General features: G+C 67.4%; 15 protein-coding genes and 1 tRNA gene. 7 read left to right on the top strand and 9 right to left on the bottom strand.

The genetic code is table 11. The features are described from left to right. The first annotated feature begins 1,151 nt into the window (after positions 1-1,151). Complete coding sequence (locus HUN07_RS16815; RefSeq protein WP_174911200.1) at positions 1,152-1,523, top strand: hypothetical protein; 372 nt, start codon at positions 1,152-1,154, stop codon at positions 1,521-1,523. Between the two features lie 48 nt (positions 1,524-1,571). Here the strand turns inward: HUN07_RS16815 and HUN07_RS16810 are convergent, their stop codons facing one another. After that, complete coding sequence (locus HUN07_RS16810; RefSeq protein ID WP_174911197.1) at positions 1,572-2,666, bottom strand: ParB/Srx family N-terminal domain-containing protein; 1,095 nt, start codon at positions 2,664-2,666, stop codon at positions 1,572-1,574. Between the two features lie 157 nt (positions 2,667-2,823). Further along, positions 2,824-3,657: a hypothetical protein gene (locus tag HUN07_RS16805; protein WP_174911194.1), complete on the bottom strand. Its 834-nt coding sequence runs from the start codon at positions 3,655-3,657 to the stop codon at positions 2,824-2,826. Positions 3,658-3,911: 254 nt separating this feature from the next. Between HUN07_RS16805 and HUN07_RS16800 the strand changes: the two genes are divergently transcribed. The 3 genes from HUN07_RS16800 to HUN07_RS16790 all read left to right on the top strand — a co-directional run bounded on the left by HUN07_RS16800 (position 3,912) and on the right by HUN07_RS16790 (position 6,559). After that, a complete protein-coding gene (locus tag HUN07_RS16800) occupies positions 3,912-5,039 on the top strand; it encodes an NDMA-dependent alcohol dehydrogenase (protein WP_174911191.1) in 1,128 nt (375 codons plus the stop codon). Between the two features lie 34 nt (positions 5,040-5,073). Beyond that, complete coding sequence (locus HUN07_RS16795) at positions 5,074-5,892, top strand: serine hydrolase domain-containing protein (protein ID WP_174911188.1); 819 nt, start codon at positions 5,074-5,076, stop codon at positions 5,890-5,892. Positions 5,893-6,046: 154 nt separating this feature from the next. Then, complete coding sequence (locus HUN07_RS16790; protein WP_114719190.1) at positions 6,047-6,559, top strand: DUF3145 domain-containing protein; 513 nt, start codon at positions 6,047-6,049, stop codon at positions 6,557-6,559. 179 nt (positions 6,560-6,738) lie between these two features. On the opposite strand, the gene HUN07_RS16785 is transcribed toward HUN07_RS16790, so the two are convergent. From HUN07_RS16785 to aceE, 6 genes are all read right to left on the bottom strand, one after another. Further along, positions 6,739-8,172: an acyl-CoA carboxylase subunit beta gene (locus HUN07_RS16785; protein ID WP_174911186.1), complete on the bottom strand. Its 1,434-nt coding sequence runs from the start codon at positions 8,170-8,172 to the stop codon at positions 6,739-6,741. Positions 8,173-8,273: 101 nt separating this feature from the next. Beyond that, positions 8,274-9,521, bottom strand: coding sequence for a KasA/KasB family beta-ketoacyl-ACP synthase (locus HUN07_RS16780; protein ID WP_114719191.1), 1,248 nt, complete (start codon positions 9,519-9,521; stop codon positions 8,274-8,276). A gap of 7 nt (positions 9,522-9,528) precedes the next feature. Further along, positions 9,529-9,840, bottom strand: a complete 312-nt coding sequence (acpM, locus tag HUN07_RS16775; protein WP_114719192.1) for a meromycolate extension acyl carrier protein AcpM — start codon at positions 9,838-9,840, stop codon at positions 9,529-9,531. Between the two features lie 93 nt (positions 9,841-9,933). Beyond that, entirely contained in the window at positions 9,934-10,851 is a 918-nt protein-coding gene (locus HUN07_RS16770; protein WP_174911183.1) for an ACP S-malonyltransferase, read from the bottom strand. Positions 10,852-10,979: 128 nt separating this feature from the next. After that, positions 10,980-12,341 (bottom strand): PucR family transcriptional regulator, encoded by a 1,362-nt coding sequence (locus HUN07_RS16765; RefSeq protein WP_174911180.1) that lies wholly within the window; start codon positions 12,339-12,341, stop codon positions 10,980-10,982. 98 nt (positions 12,342-12,439) lie between these two features. Then, complete coding sequence (gene aceE, locus HUN07_RS16760; protein ID WP_114719407.1) at positions 12,440-15,343, bottom strand: pyruvate dehydrogenase (acetyl-transferring), homodimeric type; 2,904 nt, start codon at positions 15,341-15,343, stop codon at positions 12,440-12,442. Positions 15,344-15,718: 375 nt separating this feature from the next. Between aceE and HUN07_RS16755 the strand changes: the two genes are divergently transcribed. From HUN07_RS16755 to HUN07_RS16745, 3 genes are all read left to right on the top strand, one after another. Continuing rightward, positions 15,719-16,141, top strand: coding sequence for a DUF3052 domain-containing protein (locus HUN07_RS16755; protein ID WP_114719195.1), 423 nt, complete (start codon positions 15,719-15,721; stop codon positions 16,139-16,141). 85 nt (positions 16,142-16,226) lie between these two features. Further along, positions 16,227-16,691, top strand: a complete 465-nt coding sequence (locus HUN07_RS16750) for a peroxiredoxin (RefSeq protein ID WP_174911177.1) — start codon at positions 16,227-16,229, stop codon at positions 16,689-16,691. A gap of 33 nt (positions 16,692-16,724) precedes the next feature. Continuing rightward, positions 16,725-16,796, top strand: a tRNA-Val gene (locus tag HUN07_RS16745). 257 nt (positions 16,797-17,053) lie between these two features. Here the strand turns inward: HUN07_RS16745 and HUN07_RS16740 are convergent. Continuing rightward, complete coding sequence (locus HUN07_RS16740) at positions 17,054-17,365, bottom strand: hypothetical protein (protein ID WP_114719197.1); 312 nt, start codon at positions 17,363-17,365, stop codon at positions 17,054-17,056. Positions 17,366-17,431 lie beyond the last annotated feature (66 nt).

Raw genomic sequence — 17,431 nt, 5'->3', positions numbered from 1 at the left:
TTCGTTGTCTGTTCTTCGCTGATGGCAGCGGTTCTGTCGGGTAGCGCTGCCACAACGGGAAACCGCCCCACACGAAGCACATCCAGCCTGCGGACCGGCCTCAGAGGAGCTACAGGCCGAGGCTGTCGTACTCGCACAGGGGTCCCTCGCTTCGATGTGGAGGCGGGGTCGAGGTGGTCGATCGCCGGAACAGTCTCGAGCCGGCCAGGCGCCACTTGCGGATGATCAAGGTAGGGAGCCAGCCGCTCATGGTGCCTCGCTTCATCGTGATATCGGGTGATCGGGGTAGATCGAGCTTGACCGATCGGAGCCGCCGACAACGCGTCCGTACTACCTACTCGTATACCTGTTCTGGTGTTCGTGTGAAGCGAGTCGCCGCTGCGAAACCTGGACCGAACCCGGGTGCCGCACGGGCGCCACGCCCACTGGACACCGCACTCGTGGCGGCCAGGGGACGGGCCGGTGACTGATCGCCCCGCCTGGTCACAGCGGCGGCGGGGCGATCAGTCAGTGGTAGGGCGGTGTAGGCACTCGCGAGGCGAGAAGCGCCGCCCGCGTGACCCCGCACAGGGGGGATGGGGCCACGGGTTGCCGCCCCGGGGGGAGGGGCGGCGAACTGAGACTAGGCGGGATGCGCGTCGAAAGTCACGCTCGATCGCGAATGTTCTCGACGAGTAGCCGCAGGTCAGAAGGAATTTCAAACAATCGACCGATCGGCCCGCAGCGCCGGAACGTGATTCCGTTCCGAAAGACGCAGCACGGTCGGTCGCCGACAGCGGCGCCATGGATCTGAATTTCAGAAGCGGGCGATCTCAACATGTAGGAGGGCTGCGGCAAGTCTCATCGGTGCGAATGGCCACGCCTCGGCCAGTGACCCGGCAGACGTCGGCGTAACAGCTGCTTCTGCCGGGGCGAGATACAGGGACAGCCCCTGCATCCTGTAGCGGGGCCACTCGCTCGCGAGGAGCTCGCCATGAGGGCTGCAGTCAGCACCATCGATCTCCAGAACTGGAGCAACGCGTTGACCGACTTCACTCGGGTGCTCTCGCTCCAGATCGAAGCGTTCTTTCACTCGTTCGGGTCATAGCGACACGGTGGGTTGGCGCGCGACGCGACGTTCCGGATGCGGTGGCATAGCCGACAATCGGGGAATGGGCACACCGGTGCGGGACTCGTCCGACGGCTCACCCGACTTCCGCGATCGTCCGAGCACCCCGATCGCAGTCGATGTGGCCCGCGCGATCGCCTGGTGTGTAGGGGTGATCGGACTGCTCGTGGTGCCGGCCTGGCTCTGCAACGTCGTCCTGATATCCGAGGCGTCGTTCTTCGGGGAGGCGCCGTCGTTGACGAGTCTCGAGCGTGCCGACGAGGCGCGCATGTGGGGGCGAGCCGTCGCGACGTCCGCTCTGGTCGGCGTGACCGGAACAGCGGCGTGGTCCTTCCGGCGCGGTGTCCGCGCTTGGGGACTGCTCGCACTGGCCGCGATCGGGGCGGTCACGACGGCCTTCGTCTGGGCCATGTGACGGCCGCGCGGCCAGTGCGGCCAATGCGGCCATTGCGGCGATGAGGCGTCAGCGGGAGAGGCTGCGCTTGTATTCGATTGCGTAGGCGATCTTTCCGGGCTTGTCGTCCGAGTACGGCTTCGACAGCTTCGCGAACTCGCCCTTCGATTCGGCCTTGCCGTCGTTCCACTGGGGGAGGACGCCGAGTTCGCGGGCGGTGAAGCCGCTCTGGACCGCGGAGTCGGCCGGAAGCGCGGTCTGCGCCCGGGTGGCGCGCTGGACGGTGTCGAGGTAGCCGGCGAGGTCGTTGCGGTTCCAGTCGGTCAGGTCGATGCCGGACGTCTCGCGGACCCAGGCACCCCAGTAGAACTCCTGGAACGGGATGGTGCCGGCGGTGAAACCGATGTCCCGCGAGAAGTACATCAGGCTGCGGTACTTGTCATCGGCGAAGTTGGCGAGCCCGACACCGGCCGGAAGTTGCTCCACCGGAACCGTATGGCCGTCCACATCGCGGTCCCACACCCACTTGCCCTTCTTCATCTCGGCCCAGAAGTCCTGGGTGGAGAGCTGGCTGAGATTGTCGAGCACCCGCAGGCGGACGTGCAGGTTCGGGCCGCCGTCGGCCAGTTCGTAGAACGACGTCAACGTGTGGTGGCCGTCGGTCAGATACAGCGCTCCACCCGGGCCGATCACGACGGTCTTCATCGGCGCGATCGTGTCCTCGGTCTCCTGTCCCACCGGCACCTCGCACGTGAACGACGCGGGATCGGCGAGAGTGGCCGTCGGCGCGGCGGTCGCAGCCTTCGCTTGGCCGTTGGCCTCGCACCAGTCGTCGAACTTCTTGTTGATCGCATCCTTGCCGAGGGTGTAGCGGCCGAGCTTGTAGTAGACCTCGTCGTAGCCGAGCGACGGCTGCGTGGCGTGGACGTCGCCGATGCGCACGTCGAGCAGATCACCGGGCTGGGCGCACAGATAGTCGGTGCCCGGCAGGGAACCGGTGGACAGCGACCCCGTCGACAGCGAACCGAACGCGCCCGCTCCGTCGCAGATCGGGGCCCGCTGCGCGACGGTGTGCGGAGCAGCAGTGGCCAGGCCCACTGCACCCGGAGCGGCGAGGGTGGCAACGGCGAGGGCCGTGAACGCGGTGCGACGGGCGAGGTGCATGGATGGACACTCCGGTTCGAGGGTGGTGGCGTGTGGTCGGGTGCACACCATCCCCGCGCGGGATGTCCGGACCGATGACTCGGCGAATACATCCGGTGACGGTGACGTGAACGGCATGTCCGACTCGACGCGGCCCTGGCCGTCCGCTGTCGTGTCGCTACGTCGTCAGCATGAACACGAACAGCAGGGCGCAGACGATCCAGTTCGAGACCGCATGGGCCGCGGCCGCCGTCGCGAGTGCCGGGGCTCGAAGCTCGGCCCTGAGGGAGCGGGCGCGTCGGCTTGCCTCGTCCTCCCCGTCCTCCCAGGCGAGGCGCAGGCGCGTGTTCTCGGCTCGCACTGCCGCCCGCTCGGCCTGCACCCGATCCCAGTGGTGCGGATCATAGGGGGCGCCGACGGGAAGCGGGGGACAGTCGATCACGGCCGGTGGGGGCACGTTGCGCAGCTCCGCGATCCGCTCTCGGTTCCCGCGCACCGCCACCAGATACAGGCGTTCGAAGTAGAACCCGCTGACGATCAGGGCGATGCCGGCTGCGACGGGGATTCCCATCGCCAGGTGGATCAGCCCGAACGTGACCTGGGTTCGGACGCGGGTGGCCATCGTCCACTCCTCGGCGCCGGCTCGGAAGGTGCGCTCCTCGTCGTGGGCGAGGAAGGGCACCAGTAGGACGAGCGCCGCGGGTATCGCGAGGGACAGTGCCGACCATACGAATCCGCTGTTGTCGGTCTGCCCCAGCGCGATGTTGCCGCTACCGCCGAGCGCCGACCACCATCCGAACCTCAGGATCGGCACGGCCTCGGACAACACCCAGAAGGTTCCCGCGACAACGGTGAGTTGCATGGCTGCGGCGGGCACCATCCACCACCGGATCGCGCGGACGGTCCGTAGGTACGTCGCGCGACGAGCTCGGCTGCGTGCCAGTTGCTTGACGGTCAGGCCCATCGATGTCACGACGAGCGCAAGGACGAAGACTGAGACGATGTCGGACACGAACTGCTGAGTTCCTCCCCTGAAGCCAACTCGACAACGGAAACGTCTCACGGGATACCGACAGATCAGGTCGAGCGTCCAGTCGGTCCGGGTGGGCTCGGCGGGAGTCCGGCGCCGTGAACGGGCGGTGACCTGGGAAGTTCTCCCACTCAGTGGGCCGGTTTCCTACTCACCGCCTAGAACGTGTTCCAATTTAGAAGATTTGTGGCTATCGTCACAGCAATCGGTTGTTAGGTATGGAAGGGCGGTTGCAAATGAAGACCAAGGGCGCGTTGCTGTGGGGCATCAACGAGAAGTGGTCGATCGAGGAGATCGAACTCGGTGACCCGGTCGCCGGCGAGGTTCAGATCCGCATGGAAGCCGCCGGCATGTGCCACTCCGACCACCACATCGTCACCGGTGCGACGCCGATGGCGTCCTACCCGGCCATGGGCGGCCACGAGGGCGCGGGTGTGATCACCAAGGTCGGCGAGGGCGTCACGGATCTCGAGGTCGGCGACCACGTCGTGCTCTCGTTCATCCCGGCCTGTGGACGCTGCCCGTCGTGTTCGTCGGGCCATTCGAACCTCTGCGACCTCGGCATGGGGCTGCTCAGCGGCCAGGCCATCGCCGACGGCACCTACCGCATCCAGGCGCGCGGGGAGAACGTGATCCCGATGAGCCTGCTCGGCACGTTCTCGCCCTACATGACGGTGCACCAGACGTCGGTCGTCAAGATCGAGAAGGACATCCCGTTCGAGCTCGCCGCCCTCGTGGGCTGCGGTGTCCCGACCGGATGGGGTTCGGCGACGCACGTCGCCGACGTCAAGCCGGGTGACTCGGTCGCCATCATCGGTGTCGGCGGCGTCGGTATGAGCGCCCTGCAGGGTGCCGTCGCGTCGGGTGCACGCCACGTGTTCGCGATCGACCCGGTGCCGTTCAAGCGCGAGCAGGCCCTCAAGTTCGGCGCCACGCATGCCTTCGCCTCGATGGAAGAGGCGATCGCGCCGATCATGGAGATCACCTGGGGCCGCATGTGCCAGAAGACGATCATCACGGTCGGTGAGATGAAGGGCGAGTACGTCGACCCGGCCCTCACACTCACCGCCAAGAACGGTCGCTGCGTCGTCACCGCGATGGGCCACATGGCCGACATGGACGTCAAGCTCAACGCGTTCCTGTTCGCGATGCTGCAGAAGGACCTGCAGGGCAACATCTACGGTGGCTGCAACGCCCGCGTGGACATCCCGAACCTGCTGAACCTGTACCGGGCGGGCCTGCTCAATCTCGAGGACATGGTCACCAACACGTACTCGCTCGAGCAGCTCAACGAGGGTTACCAGGACATGCTCGACGGTAAGAACATTCGCGGTGTGGTCCGCTACACCGAAGCGGACTGGTGAACCTCTGATCGGACGCCCCTCGTAGTCTGATCGGGTGCAGACTCTCGATCGGATCGGGCAATGGCCGGTGGACAACGCCTCGGCTGCCGTCGTCGACGGTGGCCGAGGCGTTGCGCATTTCGGTGACCAGGAGCGGGTGTATCCACTCGCGTCCGTGACGAAGCTGTTGTGCGCGTATGCCGCTCTCGTGGCCGTCGAAGAAGGGGCGATCGAACTCGACCAGCCCGCCGGCCCACCCGGCGCCACGGTGCGACACCTGCTCGCGCACACGTCGGGTCTGGCATTCGGCGAACACAAGGTGCAGGCGGAGCCGGGCGCCAAGCGCATCTACTCCAGCGCCGGGTTCGAGGTGCTGGCGGACTTCGTCGAGACCGAGACCGGGATCGGGTTCGCCGACTACGTGGCCGAGGCAGTGTTCGCGCCGTTGGGGATGGTGAACTCCGCCCTCGTCGGTTCCGCCGGGCACGGGGGACAGGCGAGCACGGCCGACCTCGCGCGGTTCGCCGCCGAACTGCTGCGCCCCATCCTGATCTCGCCGCAGACCCACACCGAGGCCACCAGCGTGCAGTTCCCCGGACTTGCCGGCCTGCTGCCCGGCTACGGCCCGCAGCGGCCCAACGACTGGGGGCTCGGCTTCGAGATCCGGGACGGCAAGAGTCCGCACTGGACCGGCTCGGGCAACTCCTCGGCCACCTACGGGCACTTCGGCCAGTCCGGGACCTTCCTCTGGGTGGACCCGGCCGTCGACGCCGCGTGCGTCGTGCTGACGGATAGGGCTTTCGGGGACTGGGCGAAGCCGCTGTGGCCGGCATTGAGTGACGGCGTCGTCGCCGAGTTGCGCGCCCGTCGGTAGATCAATTTACTGCTATCACTGGCGTAACAGTGGCATCACAGGGCACACTGGTCGACGTTGTGTCGCTCTGTGAAGTCGCGATTGCGACACAGCCGGCTCCACTTGATCGAGGTCGTTGGGGAAGACGTCCCTCGTCGAAGCTGGAGGTGTTGCAGTGCGCTCGTTGAACCAGTTCGCGGATGCGACGACCGGAGTGATCTACGTCCACTCGTCGCCCGCCGCCGTCTGTCCACACGTCGAGTGGGCCCTCACCTCGATTCTCGATGCCCGCGCCAACCTTCGCTGGACGGCTCAGCCCGCGGTCGGCGGCACACTACGGGCAACCTGCGACTGGTCCGGCCCTGTCGGTACCGGGTCCAGGCTCGCGGCGGGCCTGCGGGCCTGGCCCCTGCTGTACTTCGAGGTGACGGAGAACCCGAGTGACGGCGTGGACGGCGAACGATTCAGCCACGTGCCGGGCCTCGGGCTGTGGCGCGGTTCGACGAGTGCGAACGGGGACGTCGTCGTCGGCGAGATGCGACTGCGGGCGCTGCTCGCGAAGGGCGCCGACGGTTTCGCCGCCGCCGTGGAGCACGCCCTCGGCACGCCGTGGGACGAGGTGCTCGAGCCCTACCGCAGCGGTGGCGAGGGCGCCGAGGTGACCTGGCTGCGCCGCGACGTCGGCTGAGTCGGTTCGGTCGTGTCCTTTTCCGGGTGTGGCCGATTTCTCTGTGGTGCAACGAGATCCGGCAAACCGGACGGCGTCGACGAGGGTGGTGAGTCTCGGCCCGGCAGTGGAGTGGGCCGTCGGGACCCAAAAGTGATGGGGCCCCGCGGTGCGGGGCCCCATCACTCAGTGTCGTCGTGTCACAGCGGAATGTTCTTGTGCTGTCCACGGCCGGCCGGTGCCGCGGCGAGGGCCGCGGTGATGACGCTGCGCGTCTTGGCCGGATCGATCGTCTCGTCCACCACGCCGATGGAGATGGCGCGGCCGACACCGCCGGCGATGGCCTCGTGCTCGGCGGCGAGGCGATCGTGCAGCGCCTCGCGCTCCTCCTCCGGCGCGGCGGCCAGGGCGCGCTTGTGCAGGATGCCGACGGCAGCCTTGGCGCCCATGACCGCAACCTCGGACTCGGGCCACGCGTACACCGCGGTGGCGCCCAGCGCGCGCGAGTTCATCGCGATGTAGGCGCCGCCGTAGATCTTCCGGGTGACCAGCGTGACGCGGGGAACCGTGGCCTCGGCGAAGGCGTGCAGCAGCTTCGCGCCGCGGCGCACGACGCCTTCCCATTCCTGGCTGACACCGGGCAGGTAGCCGGGGACGTCGACGACCACGACCAGCGGGATGCCGAAGGCGTTGCACAGGCGGACGAAGCGGGCGGACTTCTCCGCGCTCTCCGAGTTGAGGCAGCCGCCCAGGCGGAGCGGGTTGTTGGCGATCACACCCACCGTGCGGCCGCCGAGGCGTCCCAGGCCGGTGACGATGCTGCGCGCCCAATTGCCCTGCAGCTCTTCGAAACTCGACTCGCCCTCGACGTTGTCGAGCAGCTCGTGCACGATCGGGCGAACGTCGTACGCGCGCTTGGCCGACTCGGGCATCAGCGCCCGCAGGTCGGTGTCGCCGTGCTCGGCGGCAGCGAGATCGAACTCGCCCTGCTCGCAGAACATCGACACCAGGCGGCGGGCGCGATGGTAGGCGTCGTCCTCGTCGTGTGCAGCGATGTGCGCGACGCCGGACTTCTTGGTGTGCGTATCGGGGCCGCCGAGCGAGGCCATGTCGACCTGCTCGCCGGTCACGCTCTTGACGACGTCGGGTCCGGTGACGAACACGCGGCCCTCGGGGGCCATGATCACGATGTCGGTGAGCGCGGGGCCGTAGGCGGCGCCGCCGGCCGCGAAGCCGAGGACGACGGAGATCTGCGGGACGAGGCCGGACGCACGGACCATGGCCTCGAAGACCAGTCCGACGGCGTGCAGCGCCTCGACGCCTTCGGCGAGGCGTGCGCCGCCCGAATGCCACAGTCCGATGACGGGCGCCTTCTCGGCGATGGCGGTGTCGATGGCGGCAACGATGTGCTTGCAGCCTTCGATGCCCATGGCGCCGCCCATGACGGTGGCGTCGGAGCAGTAGGCGATGGTGCGAACGCCGTCGATCTCACCGGATGCGGCGAGTACTCCGGACTTGTCGCGGGGATGTAGGGGCACGACGGTACCGGCATCGAACAACTTGGCGAGACGCGCGAGCGGATCGCGCGGATCGGTTGATGCTTCGGTGTTCGTCGCGGGGGCCATGACGGTCATCGAGTCCTCCTTGAGCGAGCCCATATGGGGCGAGGGTTCGGGGGTGGGGACCCCGGGGTGCGGGGCCCCCCACCTGGCTGTCCAGCGAAGTTCGGCTGGGATCAAGCCCGGCCGAAGGCGAGCGCGACGTTGTGCCCACCGAAACCGAACGAGTTGTTGATCGCGAAATCGATGTCGCCGTACCGGGGTTCACCCTTCACGACGTCGAGATCGATCTCTGGATCCTGGTTGTCGAGATTGAGCGTGGGGGGAATGACGCCCTCACGCACACTCAGGACCGTGAGCACGGCCTCGAGGGCGCCGACGGCGCCGATCGAGTGGCCCAGTGCCGACTTGGGCGCATACACCGCAGCATGCGTGCCGACCGCGGCCTGGATGGCCAGTGCCTCGGCGATGTCGCCGATCGGGGTCGCGGTGGCGTGTGCGTTGATGTGCTTGATGTCGGACTTGGTGAGACCGGCGGTCTCGATGGCCCGGGTCATGGCGCGAGCCGCACCCGTGCCTTCCGGATCGGGCGCCACGATGTGGAATCCGTCCGAGGTGATGCCGGCGCCCAGCAGGCGGGCGTGAATCGTCGCCCCGCGTGCCTTCGCATGCTCCTCCGTCTCGAGGACCATCATTGCGCCCGCTTCGCCGAAGACGAAACCGTCCCGGTCCTTGTCGAAGGGGCGCGAAGCCGCCTTCGGGTCGTCGTTGCGAGTGCTGAGCGCGCGCATCATTGCGAAGCTCGCGATCGGCACGGAGCCGATGTTGCCCTCGACTCCGCCCGCGACGACGATGTCCGCGTCGCCCATCGCGATCATGCGGAACGCATGCGCGATGGCCTCCGAGCCGGACGAACACGCCGAGACCGGCGTGATGACACCGGCGCGCGCGCCGAGTTCCAGTCCGACGGTGGCCGACGGACCGTTCGGCATCACCATCTGAACCGCGAACGGGGACACCTTGCGGTACCCGCCTGCGCGCAGCTTGTCGACGGCGTCGACGAGCGCCTCGCCGCCGCCGAGTCCGGTGCCGATGACAACCCCGAGGCGATCCTTGTCGACCTCGGGGCTGCCGGCGTTCTGCCAGACCTGACGACCCAGAACGAGAGCGAGACGTTCGACGAAGCTCATCCGGCGGATCTCGACCCGGGACAGTGCGTCGTCGAACGGGACCTTCAACTGGCCACCGAAACGCACTGGTAGATCGAATTCCTCCACGAATGAGCCATCGAGCACGTCGATGCCGCTCTCACCGGCCAGCAGGCCCTTCCACGTGCCATCCACATCTCCGGCGACCGACGTCGTAGCCGCAAGGCTGGTGACGACGATGTTGGGGAATCTCCCTCGGGTAGAAGCGGAAGTCACGTTCGGCTCACTCGTCGTCGTTCTTGGCGGCCTCGAGCTTGGCCTTGACGGTCTCCGCGGTCTCGCCGCCCTCGGCCTCGACCTTCTGGATGTAGGCGACGACATCGCCGACGGTGCGCAGGCTCGCGAGATCCTCGTCCGGGATCTTCACGCCGTACTTGTCCTCGGTCTGGACCGCGATCTCGACCATGGACAGCGAGTCGATGTCGAGGTCGTCGACGAACGACTTCTCGATCGTGACCTCGGACGGCTCGATTCCGGTGACCTCTTCGATGATCTCGGCGAGGTTGGCGATGATGTCTTCCTGGTTGGCGGCCACTACGTGGCTCCCTTCTTCATTCGATGTGTTGTCTTCTGTGGGTCCGGGGCGGCCGGGGCCGACCCGGTGCGCGCATCGTGAGCGCGCAGCAAGCTAACCGACTTCGGTGAACTCGGTCAGTGCGGAGAGATCCCCGGGTTCCTTGAGCGCCGCGGTCGGGGTGCCGCGCATTTCGCGCTTGGCGATTCCGATCAGGGTGCCCGCCGGGGGGAGTTCCGCGATCGCCGAGACCTGCGCGGCCCGCAGGCTCGCGGTACACAGGTCCCAGCGCACAGGTCGGGTCACCTGCGCGGCCAGCTTAGTCAGGGCATCGGCACCGGAGGTCACCGGCGCGCCGTCCGAGTTGGAGAGCAGAGTGCGGGACGGATCGTTGGGTGTGATCCGCGACGCGGCCTCGGCCACGGCGTCCTGAGCAGGCGCCATGAACCGGGTGTGGAACGCACCCGCCACCGGAAGTGCCCGTACGCGGGCCTTCTCGGGCGGGTTCGCGGCGAGCTGCTCGAGTGCGTCGAGTCGCCCGGCCGCCACGATCTGGCCCGCCGCGTTGCGGTTGGCCGGCGTGAGATCGAGTTCCTCGAGCCGGGACAGGACGGCGTCCTCGTCCCCGCCGAGCACCGCCGACATTCCGGTGGGCTCCAACGCACACGCCTTCGCCATCTCGCCACCCCGGATCGCGGCGAGCATCACCGCGTCGTCGGAGGAGAGCACGCCGGCGACCGCGGCCGCAGCGAGTTCGCCGACGGAGTGACCGGCGGCGATGGTGTCGGAGGGGATCTGGCCGCGACGTTCGAGCTCCTCGTAGGCGAGGAGCGCGGCAGCCACGACCAGCGGCTGGGTCACTGCGGTGTCCGTGATCTCCTCGGCCGAGGCGGTAGTGCCCAGGCGTACGAGATCGAGGCCGGAGGCCTTGGACCACAGAGCCACGCGATCGTGTGCACCCGGCAGCTCCAGCCATGGGCTGAGCATGCCGGGGGTCTGAGAGCCCTGACCCGGGGCTAGCAACGAAATCACGCTTTCAAGGGAACACTGCGGGTGCAGGTCTGCGAGATGTTGTCGGGGATGAAACCTGGACACGTGTTTTGTAGGTTTCCTACAAAAAAGCACGTCGGCCGCCGTTATCGAATTCGGGCGCCTCCGTGTTACGTCCCGACATTCCTAAATGTGAATTTTGTGACTGATGTGTCAGAAGTCGACGTTTCGTGACGTGTTTGAGCTAGTCGGCCCACCGTGGTTGCGACGCGGAGCACATATGCGTCCCTCGAGTTGGTCGGATCCCGGCGGGTGACTTCGGCAATTCGCTTCAGGCGGTAGCGGACAGTATTTGGATGAACAAACAGCTGACGGGCACAAGCCTCTACGGCCCCACCGGAATCCAGGTAGGCGTCGAGCGTGTCGGACAGTGCCGAGCCGGCGGCCGACAACGGCTGGATCAAACGTTCGTTTAGGGCAACGACGGCCGCGGTGTCTCCGAGAAGGGCGCGTTCGGGTAGAAGGTCGGCGGCGAAGACGGGCCGCGGAGCGCCCCGCCAACCCGCGACGGCTTCCATGCCGGCCAGCGCCTCGACCGCACTGAAGTGTGCGGCCCCCAGACTGGGGGTGGTGGGTCCGATCACGACGGGGCCGGCGGAGAACTTGTCCATGAGATCGGTCATGAACTCCCGCGCCGCCTTGGTGCCGTGCAGCTCACCGCTGACGACGAGGACGAGCCGATCGCCCTGGATCACGGCGAGGGCCCCGCGATCGTGGCGCTGCGCTGCGCTGTGCACCGTGCCGATCACCGACACGCCCTGTTCCGGGGGAGGCGTGCCGACGATGACCGTCGCGGGCGCGGTGGCGTCCCAGTTCAGGGTTGCCGCCCGGGACTGCAGGTCGGAACCGGTGTCGCCGCGGACAACCGCGTCGACCACCAGGGCCTCCAGCCGGGTGTCCCATGCACCGCGGGACTCCGCGGCACTGGCGTAGACGGAGGCGGCCGCGAAACCGAGCTCGCGCCCGTAGCGCAGGATCGCCTCGGTGAGCGCCACCAGCTGCCGGTCGTTTCGGGCCAGAGCCGGGAGACGCTGCTCGAAGAACTCCATTGCGACCCGCACCATGTCGACCGTCTGGCGGAGGGTCAGTCGTCGGGCGAGGTCCTGCGGAATCACCTGGTACGCGTCGATGGTGAATCGGATGTCGCTGTCGGAGTCGGTGAGCCACTCGAGGAAGTTGACCACCGACTTCTGGACGATCATCTGGACGCTCGCGCGCTGTTCGGCGTCGAGGTCGGCGAAGAACGGCAGCTGGTCCTGCATCGAGGCGATGGCCTCGGTGGACAGCCGTCCGGAGAACTGCTTGACCCGGCGCAGCAGTGCGTCCGGAAGTGAATCGCGAGTGGGCCTGCCGTCCGACCTGGGGGCCGGAGGTTGATAGCGGACGCGTCGCGGCGAGTTCGGGGTCGGCGCCTCGCGCAGCGCGGGCGGCTCCGACGAGCTGTTCGACGTCTCGGGCAGATCCTCGGCCATGAGAGGAACTTACGCCCGCCGCCTGCACGGCGTCTCCGGGACACTCGTGCAAGCGGCGGGCGTGATCAGTTGTCGATCAGCGTGCCGATCGGGCCGCTTCAGGCGACGCCGGGATCCGACGTCTGCTTCGGAGCGGCGAGCACGTCGTCGATCCGGTAGCGGGCGGCCGCCTCGGCCGCCTTCGAGCGGTCGATCTCACCGGACTTCGCCAGCGCCGAGAGCACCGCGACGGTGATCGACTCGGCGTCGACGTTGAAGAACCGTCGCGCCGCCGGGCGGGTGTCGGAGAAACCGAACCCGTCGGTGCCGAGCGTGGTGTACGAGCCGGGGACCCACTGACGGATCTGGTCCGGGACCGCACGCATCCAGTCCGAGGCCGCCACGAACGGACCCTGCGCCTGGGACAGCGCCTTCGTGACGTACGGCTCCGGTGCGTCGACACCTGGGTTGCGCAGCGCCTCGCGCTCGCACTCGATGCCGTCGCGGCGCAGCTCGCCCCACGAGGTCACCGACCACACGTCGGCGGCGACGCCCCACTCGTCCGCGAGCAGCTGCTGTGCGCGCAGACCGTCCGGCATCGTGACGCCCGAGACCAGGATCTGCGCGCGCGGTGCGGAGCCTGCGGAGCGCCCCTCCGGGACGCCCGAGCTCTCGGCCGGCTTGAACAGGTAGATGCCCTTGAGCAGGCCCTCGACATCGAGGTTCTCCGGCTCGGCGGGCTGCTGGTACGGCTCGTTGTAGACGGTGAGGTAGTAGAAGATGTTCTCTCCACCGAAGCCCGGCTCGAGCGTTCCGTCCGCCGACGTCGTGCCGCCGTACATGCGGCGCAGACCGTCCTTGACGATGTGCGCGATCTCGTACGAGAACGACGGGTCGTACGACACCGCGGCCGGGTTGGTCGACGCCAGCAGCAGCGAGTGACCATCGGCGTGCTGCAGACCCTCACCGGTGAGCGTGGTGCGGCCGGCGGTGGCGCCGAGGACGAAGCCGCGGGCCATCTGGTCCGCCGCCGCCCACAGGCCGTCGCCGGTCCGCTGGAAGCCGAACATCGAGTAGAAGATGTACACCGGGATCATCGGCTCGCCGTGGGTGGCGTACGACGTGCCCACCGCGGTGAACGACGCCGTCGAGCCGGCCTCGTTGATGCCCTCGTGCAGGATCTGGCCGATCTCGCTCTCCTTGTAGGCGAGCATCAGTTCCGCATCGACGGACGTGTACAGCTGTCCGTTGCGGTTGTAGATCTTCAGCGACGGGAACCACGAGTCCATGCCGAACGTGCGCGCCTCGTCCGGGATGATCGGCACGATCCGCTTGCCGATCTCCTTGTCCCGCAACAGTTCCTTGAGGATGCGGACGACGGCCATCGTCGTCGCGACCTCCTGCTTGCCCGAGCCCTTGCGGACGACGTCGTACGTCTTGTCCGCGGGCTGCGCGAGCGGTGTGGAGTCGGTGCGGCGGGACGGCAGGAAGCCGCCGAGCGCCTTGCGCCGCTGCAGCATGTACTGGATCTCGGGGGAGTCCGTACCGGGGTGGTAGTACGGGGGCAGGTACGGATCCTTCTCGAGCTCCTCGTCGGAGATCGGGATGCGCTGGATGTCGCGGAACCGCTTGAGATCGTCGAGCGTCAGCTTCTTCATCTGGTGCGTGGCATTGCGGCCCTCGAAGTGCTTGCCGAGGGTGTAGCCCTTGATGGTGTGCGCCAGGATCACCGTCGGCTGACCCTTGTGCGCCATCGCCGCCGCATACGCCGCGTAGATCTTGCGGTAGTCGTGGCCGCCGCGCTTGAGGTTCCAGATCTCCTGATCCGAGAGATTGTCGACCAGGGCCTTGGTGCGCGGGTCCCGCCCGAAGAAGTGCTCGCGGACGAACGCGCCGTCGTTGGCCTTGTACGTCTGGTAGTCGCCGTCGGGCGTCTCGTTCATCAGGTTGACGAGCGCGCCGTCCTTGTCGGCGTGCAGCAGCGCGTCCCACTCGCGGCCCCAGACGACCTTGATGACGTTCCAGCCGGCGCCGCGGAAGAACGACTCGAGCTCCTGGATGATCTTGCCGTTGCCGCGGACCGGTCCGTCGAGGCGCTGCAGGTTGCAGTTCACGACGAAGGTCAGGTTGTCGAGGCCCTCGGTGGCCGCGACGTGCGCCAGACCGCGCGACTCCGGCTCGTCCATCTCGCCGTCGCCGAGGAACGCCCACACGTGCTGATCCGCGGTGTCCTTGATGCCGCGGTCGTGCAGGTAGTGGTTGAAGCGGGCCTGGTAGATGGCGTTCATCGGGCCGAGGCCCATCGACACCGTCGGGAACTCCCAGAAATCGGGCAGCAGGCGCGGGTGCGGGTACGACGGCAGGCCGCCGCCGGACTGCGCGTGGCTGGCCTCCTGGCGGAAGCCGTCGAGCTGCTCGGCCGGGATCCGGCCCTCGAGGAACGCGCGGGCGTAGATGCCCGGCGAGGCGTGGCCCTGCACGAAGATGTGGTCGCCGCCGCCCGGGTGGTCCTTACCGCGGAAGAAGTGGTTGAAACCGACCTCGTAGAGCGCGGCCGACGACGCGTACGTCGAGATATGACCACCGACGCCCACGCCCGGCCGCTGCGCGCGATGCACCATGATCGCGGCGTTCCAGCGGATCCACGCGCGGTAGCGGCGCTCGACCTCTTCGTCGCCGGGGAACCACGGCTCGTTCTCGGTCGGGATGGTGTTGACGTAGTCGGTAGAGGTGAGTGCGGGGATCGCCACGTGCTTCTCGCCGGCGCGCTCGAGCATGCGCAGCATCAGGTAGCGGGCGCGGGCGGCTCCCGAGCGGTCGAGCAGACCGTCGAACGATTCGAGCCATTCGGTGGTCTCGTCCGGATCGATGTCCGGCAGGTAGGAAGCCACGCCCTCGCGGATGACGCGGACCCGGCCGTCTGTGCCGGGTTGCGCGTTCGCGGCGGGTGACGAGGCCGCTCCGGATACGCCTGGTGTGTCGGCGTTCGGTTGAGACGCGGGCCCCTGGATCAGGTCTGACAAGGTGTGCTCCTCATTGTGGTGGGACGCGCGGTGTCGCGTCCGCTCCATCCGGACGGTCCTTGTTAGGGCCGCCCGAGTTTCCATATGAATATGGCGCAACCCTCATCTTTCACCATCCAGTCCGCGGAGGCACCCCCACTCCTGCTGTTCGGTCTTCGGCGCGTCGCGGGATACGGTGGGGGTCGGAATTCGCCCTGGCAACCGTCGTCGACGGCGTGCCGATCGCACTTTCTCGAGATTTTCGGGGACGTCGGCTTGCGCGAACGGCTTCGACCATGTTCGCTTTCACCTATTGATCGACACACGCTCGATCGTCACTGGAGTCGGTCGGGCCCATTCGGGCCCGCCACCCACCGAACAGAGGAGGACACCACCGTGGTCGCCGCGGCGGACGCTCAGAACTACGCTCAGAAGCTTGGCATTACCCACGACATGGTGGTTCAGGAACTGGGCTGGGACGAGGACACCGACGACGACATTCGTTCGGCGGTGGAGGAGGCCATCGGTGGAGAGATGGTCGACGAGGACTCCGACGAGGTCATGGACGTCGTGGTGCTGTGGTGGCGCGACGGCGACGGTGACCTGGTCGACGCCCTGATGGACGCGATCGGACCGCTGTCCGACGAGGGCTTCGTGTGGGTACTCACCCCCAAGACCGGCCAGTCCGGGCATGTCGAGCCCAGCGAGATCGCCGAATCGGCGCCCACGGCGGGGCTGACCCAGACGTCGGCCGCGAACCTCGGGATGTGGAGCGGTAGCCGGCTGGTGCAGCCGAAGGCTCGCGCACCCAAGCGCTGATCTCGCCGAGACCACATTCGGTTCATCCGTGCGGCGTACGTTTGTCGTGACGGATGCGCCGACGTACCCGATGTTAGGACCAGGCATGCCTCTCGAAGTGGGCGCCACTGCGCCCGATTTCACCCTCAAGGACCAGAACAACCAGGAAGTCACGCTGTCGGACTTCCGTGGCAAGAAGAACGTCCTGCTCGTCTTCTACCCGCTCGCGTTCACGGGTGTGTGCCAGGGCGAACTGTGCCGTGTGCGGGACGAACTGCCGAAGTTCCAGAACGACGACGCCGAGATCCTCGCGATCTCGGTGGGCCCGTCGCCGACCCACAAGATCTGGGCCGCCGAACAGGGCTACACCTTCCCGTTGCTGTCCGACTTCTGGCCGCACGGCGCGATTGCCGAGGCGTACGGGGTGTTCAACGACAAGCTCGGATTCGCCAACCGCGGCACGTTCGCGATCGACAAGGACGGCATCATCCGCTTCGCGGAGATGAACGGCCCCGGCGAGCCCCGTGACCAGGCAGCTTGGGAGAAAGCGCTCACCGCGCTAAAGTCCTGATGCGATTCCGGCGGAATTCCACCGCCGGAATTCGGGCGTGTAGCTCAGTGGTAGAGCTCTGGTTTTACACACCAGCGGTCGGGGGTTCGAAACCCTCCGCGCCCACAAGCAGTCGTTCATTCGCGGATCGTGGCACGGATGCCGGCCAACTTCAGTCAGATCGCTCGACAGTTCCCGCGACACGGTCGATACACCCGTAGTCGAAACGCAGAACGCCCCGCACGGGGCGGGGCGTTCCGGGGAGCTCGATCGGTCGGCCCACGATCGAAAATGCATGGGCGAAAGTTGGATTGAATCCGTGGGTCTCGATGGGTCTTGATGGGTCTCGATACGACTTCGTCGTGGCCGGAAGCCGAAGCCGATCAGGAGCCGAGCGAGCCCGTGCTCAGTGAGCCGAAGTCGAGCGAACCACTCGAAGATCCGGCGTCGACGGAGTCGGGCTCACGAACTGGATTCCACCCGCGGCAGCCGGCGGTCTCGAACCCGTCGTCGTCCGGCGCAATCGTGACGGTGACCGGTCCGTAGGAAACCCCGCGTTCGATCGCGTTGATGCCGCCGGTAGGCAGCGCCTCGATGCGGGTCCACGAGCAGGGCAGCAGACTGCCGGGCCAGGCGCCGGCCGTCGTGTACGTTCCCGGCTGAACGTCGAAGCCGACTTTGTAGACGCCGTCCATCAAGATCCTCGACGGGGTTACGCCCAGCGATCCGGAAGAGCCGGCGTCAGCGGCTGATGCCACCCC

It is taken from the genome of Rhodococcus sp. W8901 (assembly GCF_013348805.1).
In the GTDB taxonomy this organism is placed as follows: Bacteria; Actinomycetota; Actinomycetes; order Mycobacteriales; family Mycobacteriaceae; genus Prescottella.
Note: the sequence above shows the minus strand (reverse complement) of the source record. Positions and strands in the feature narration are given on the sequence as shown.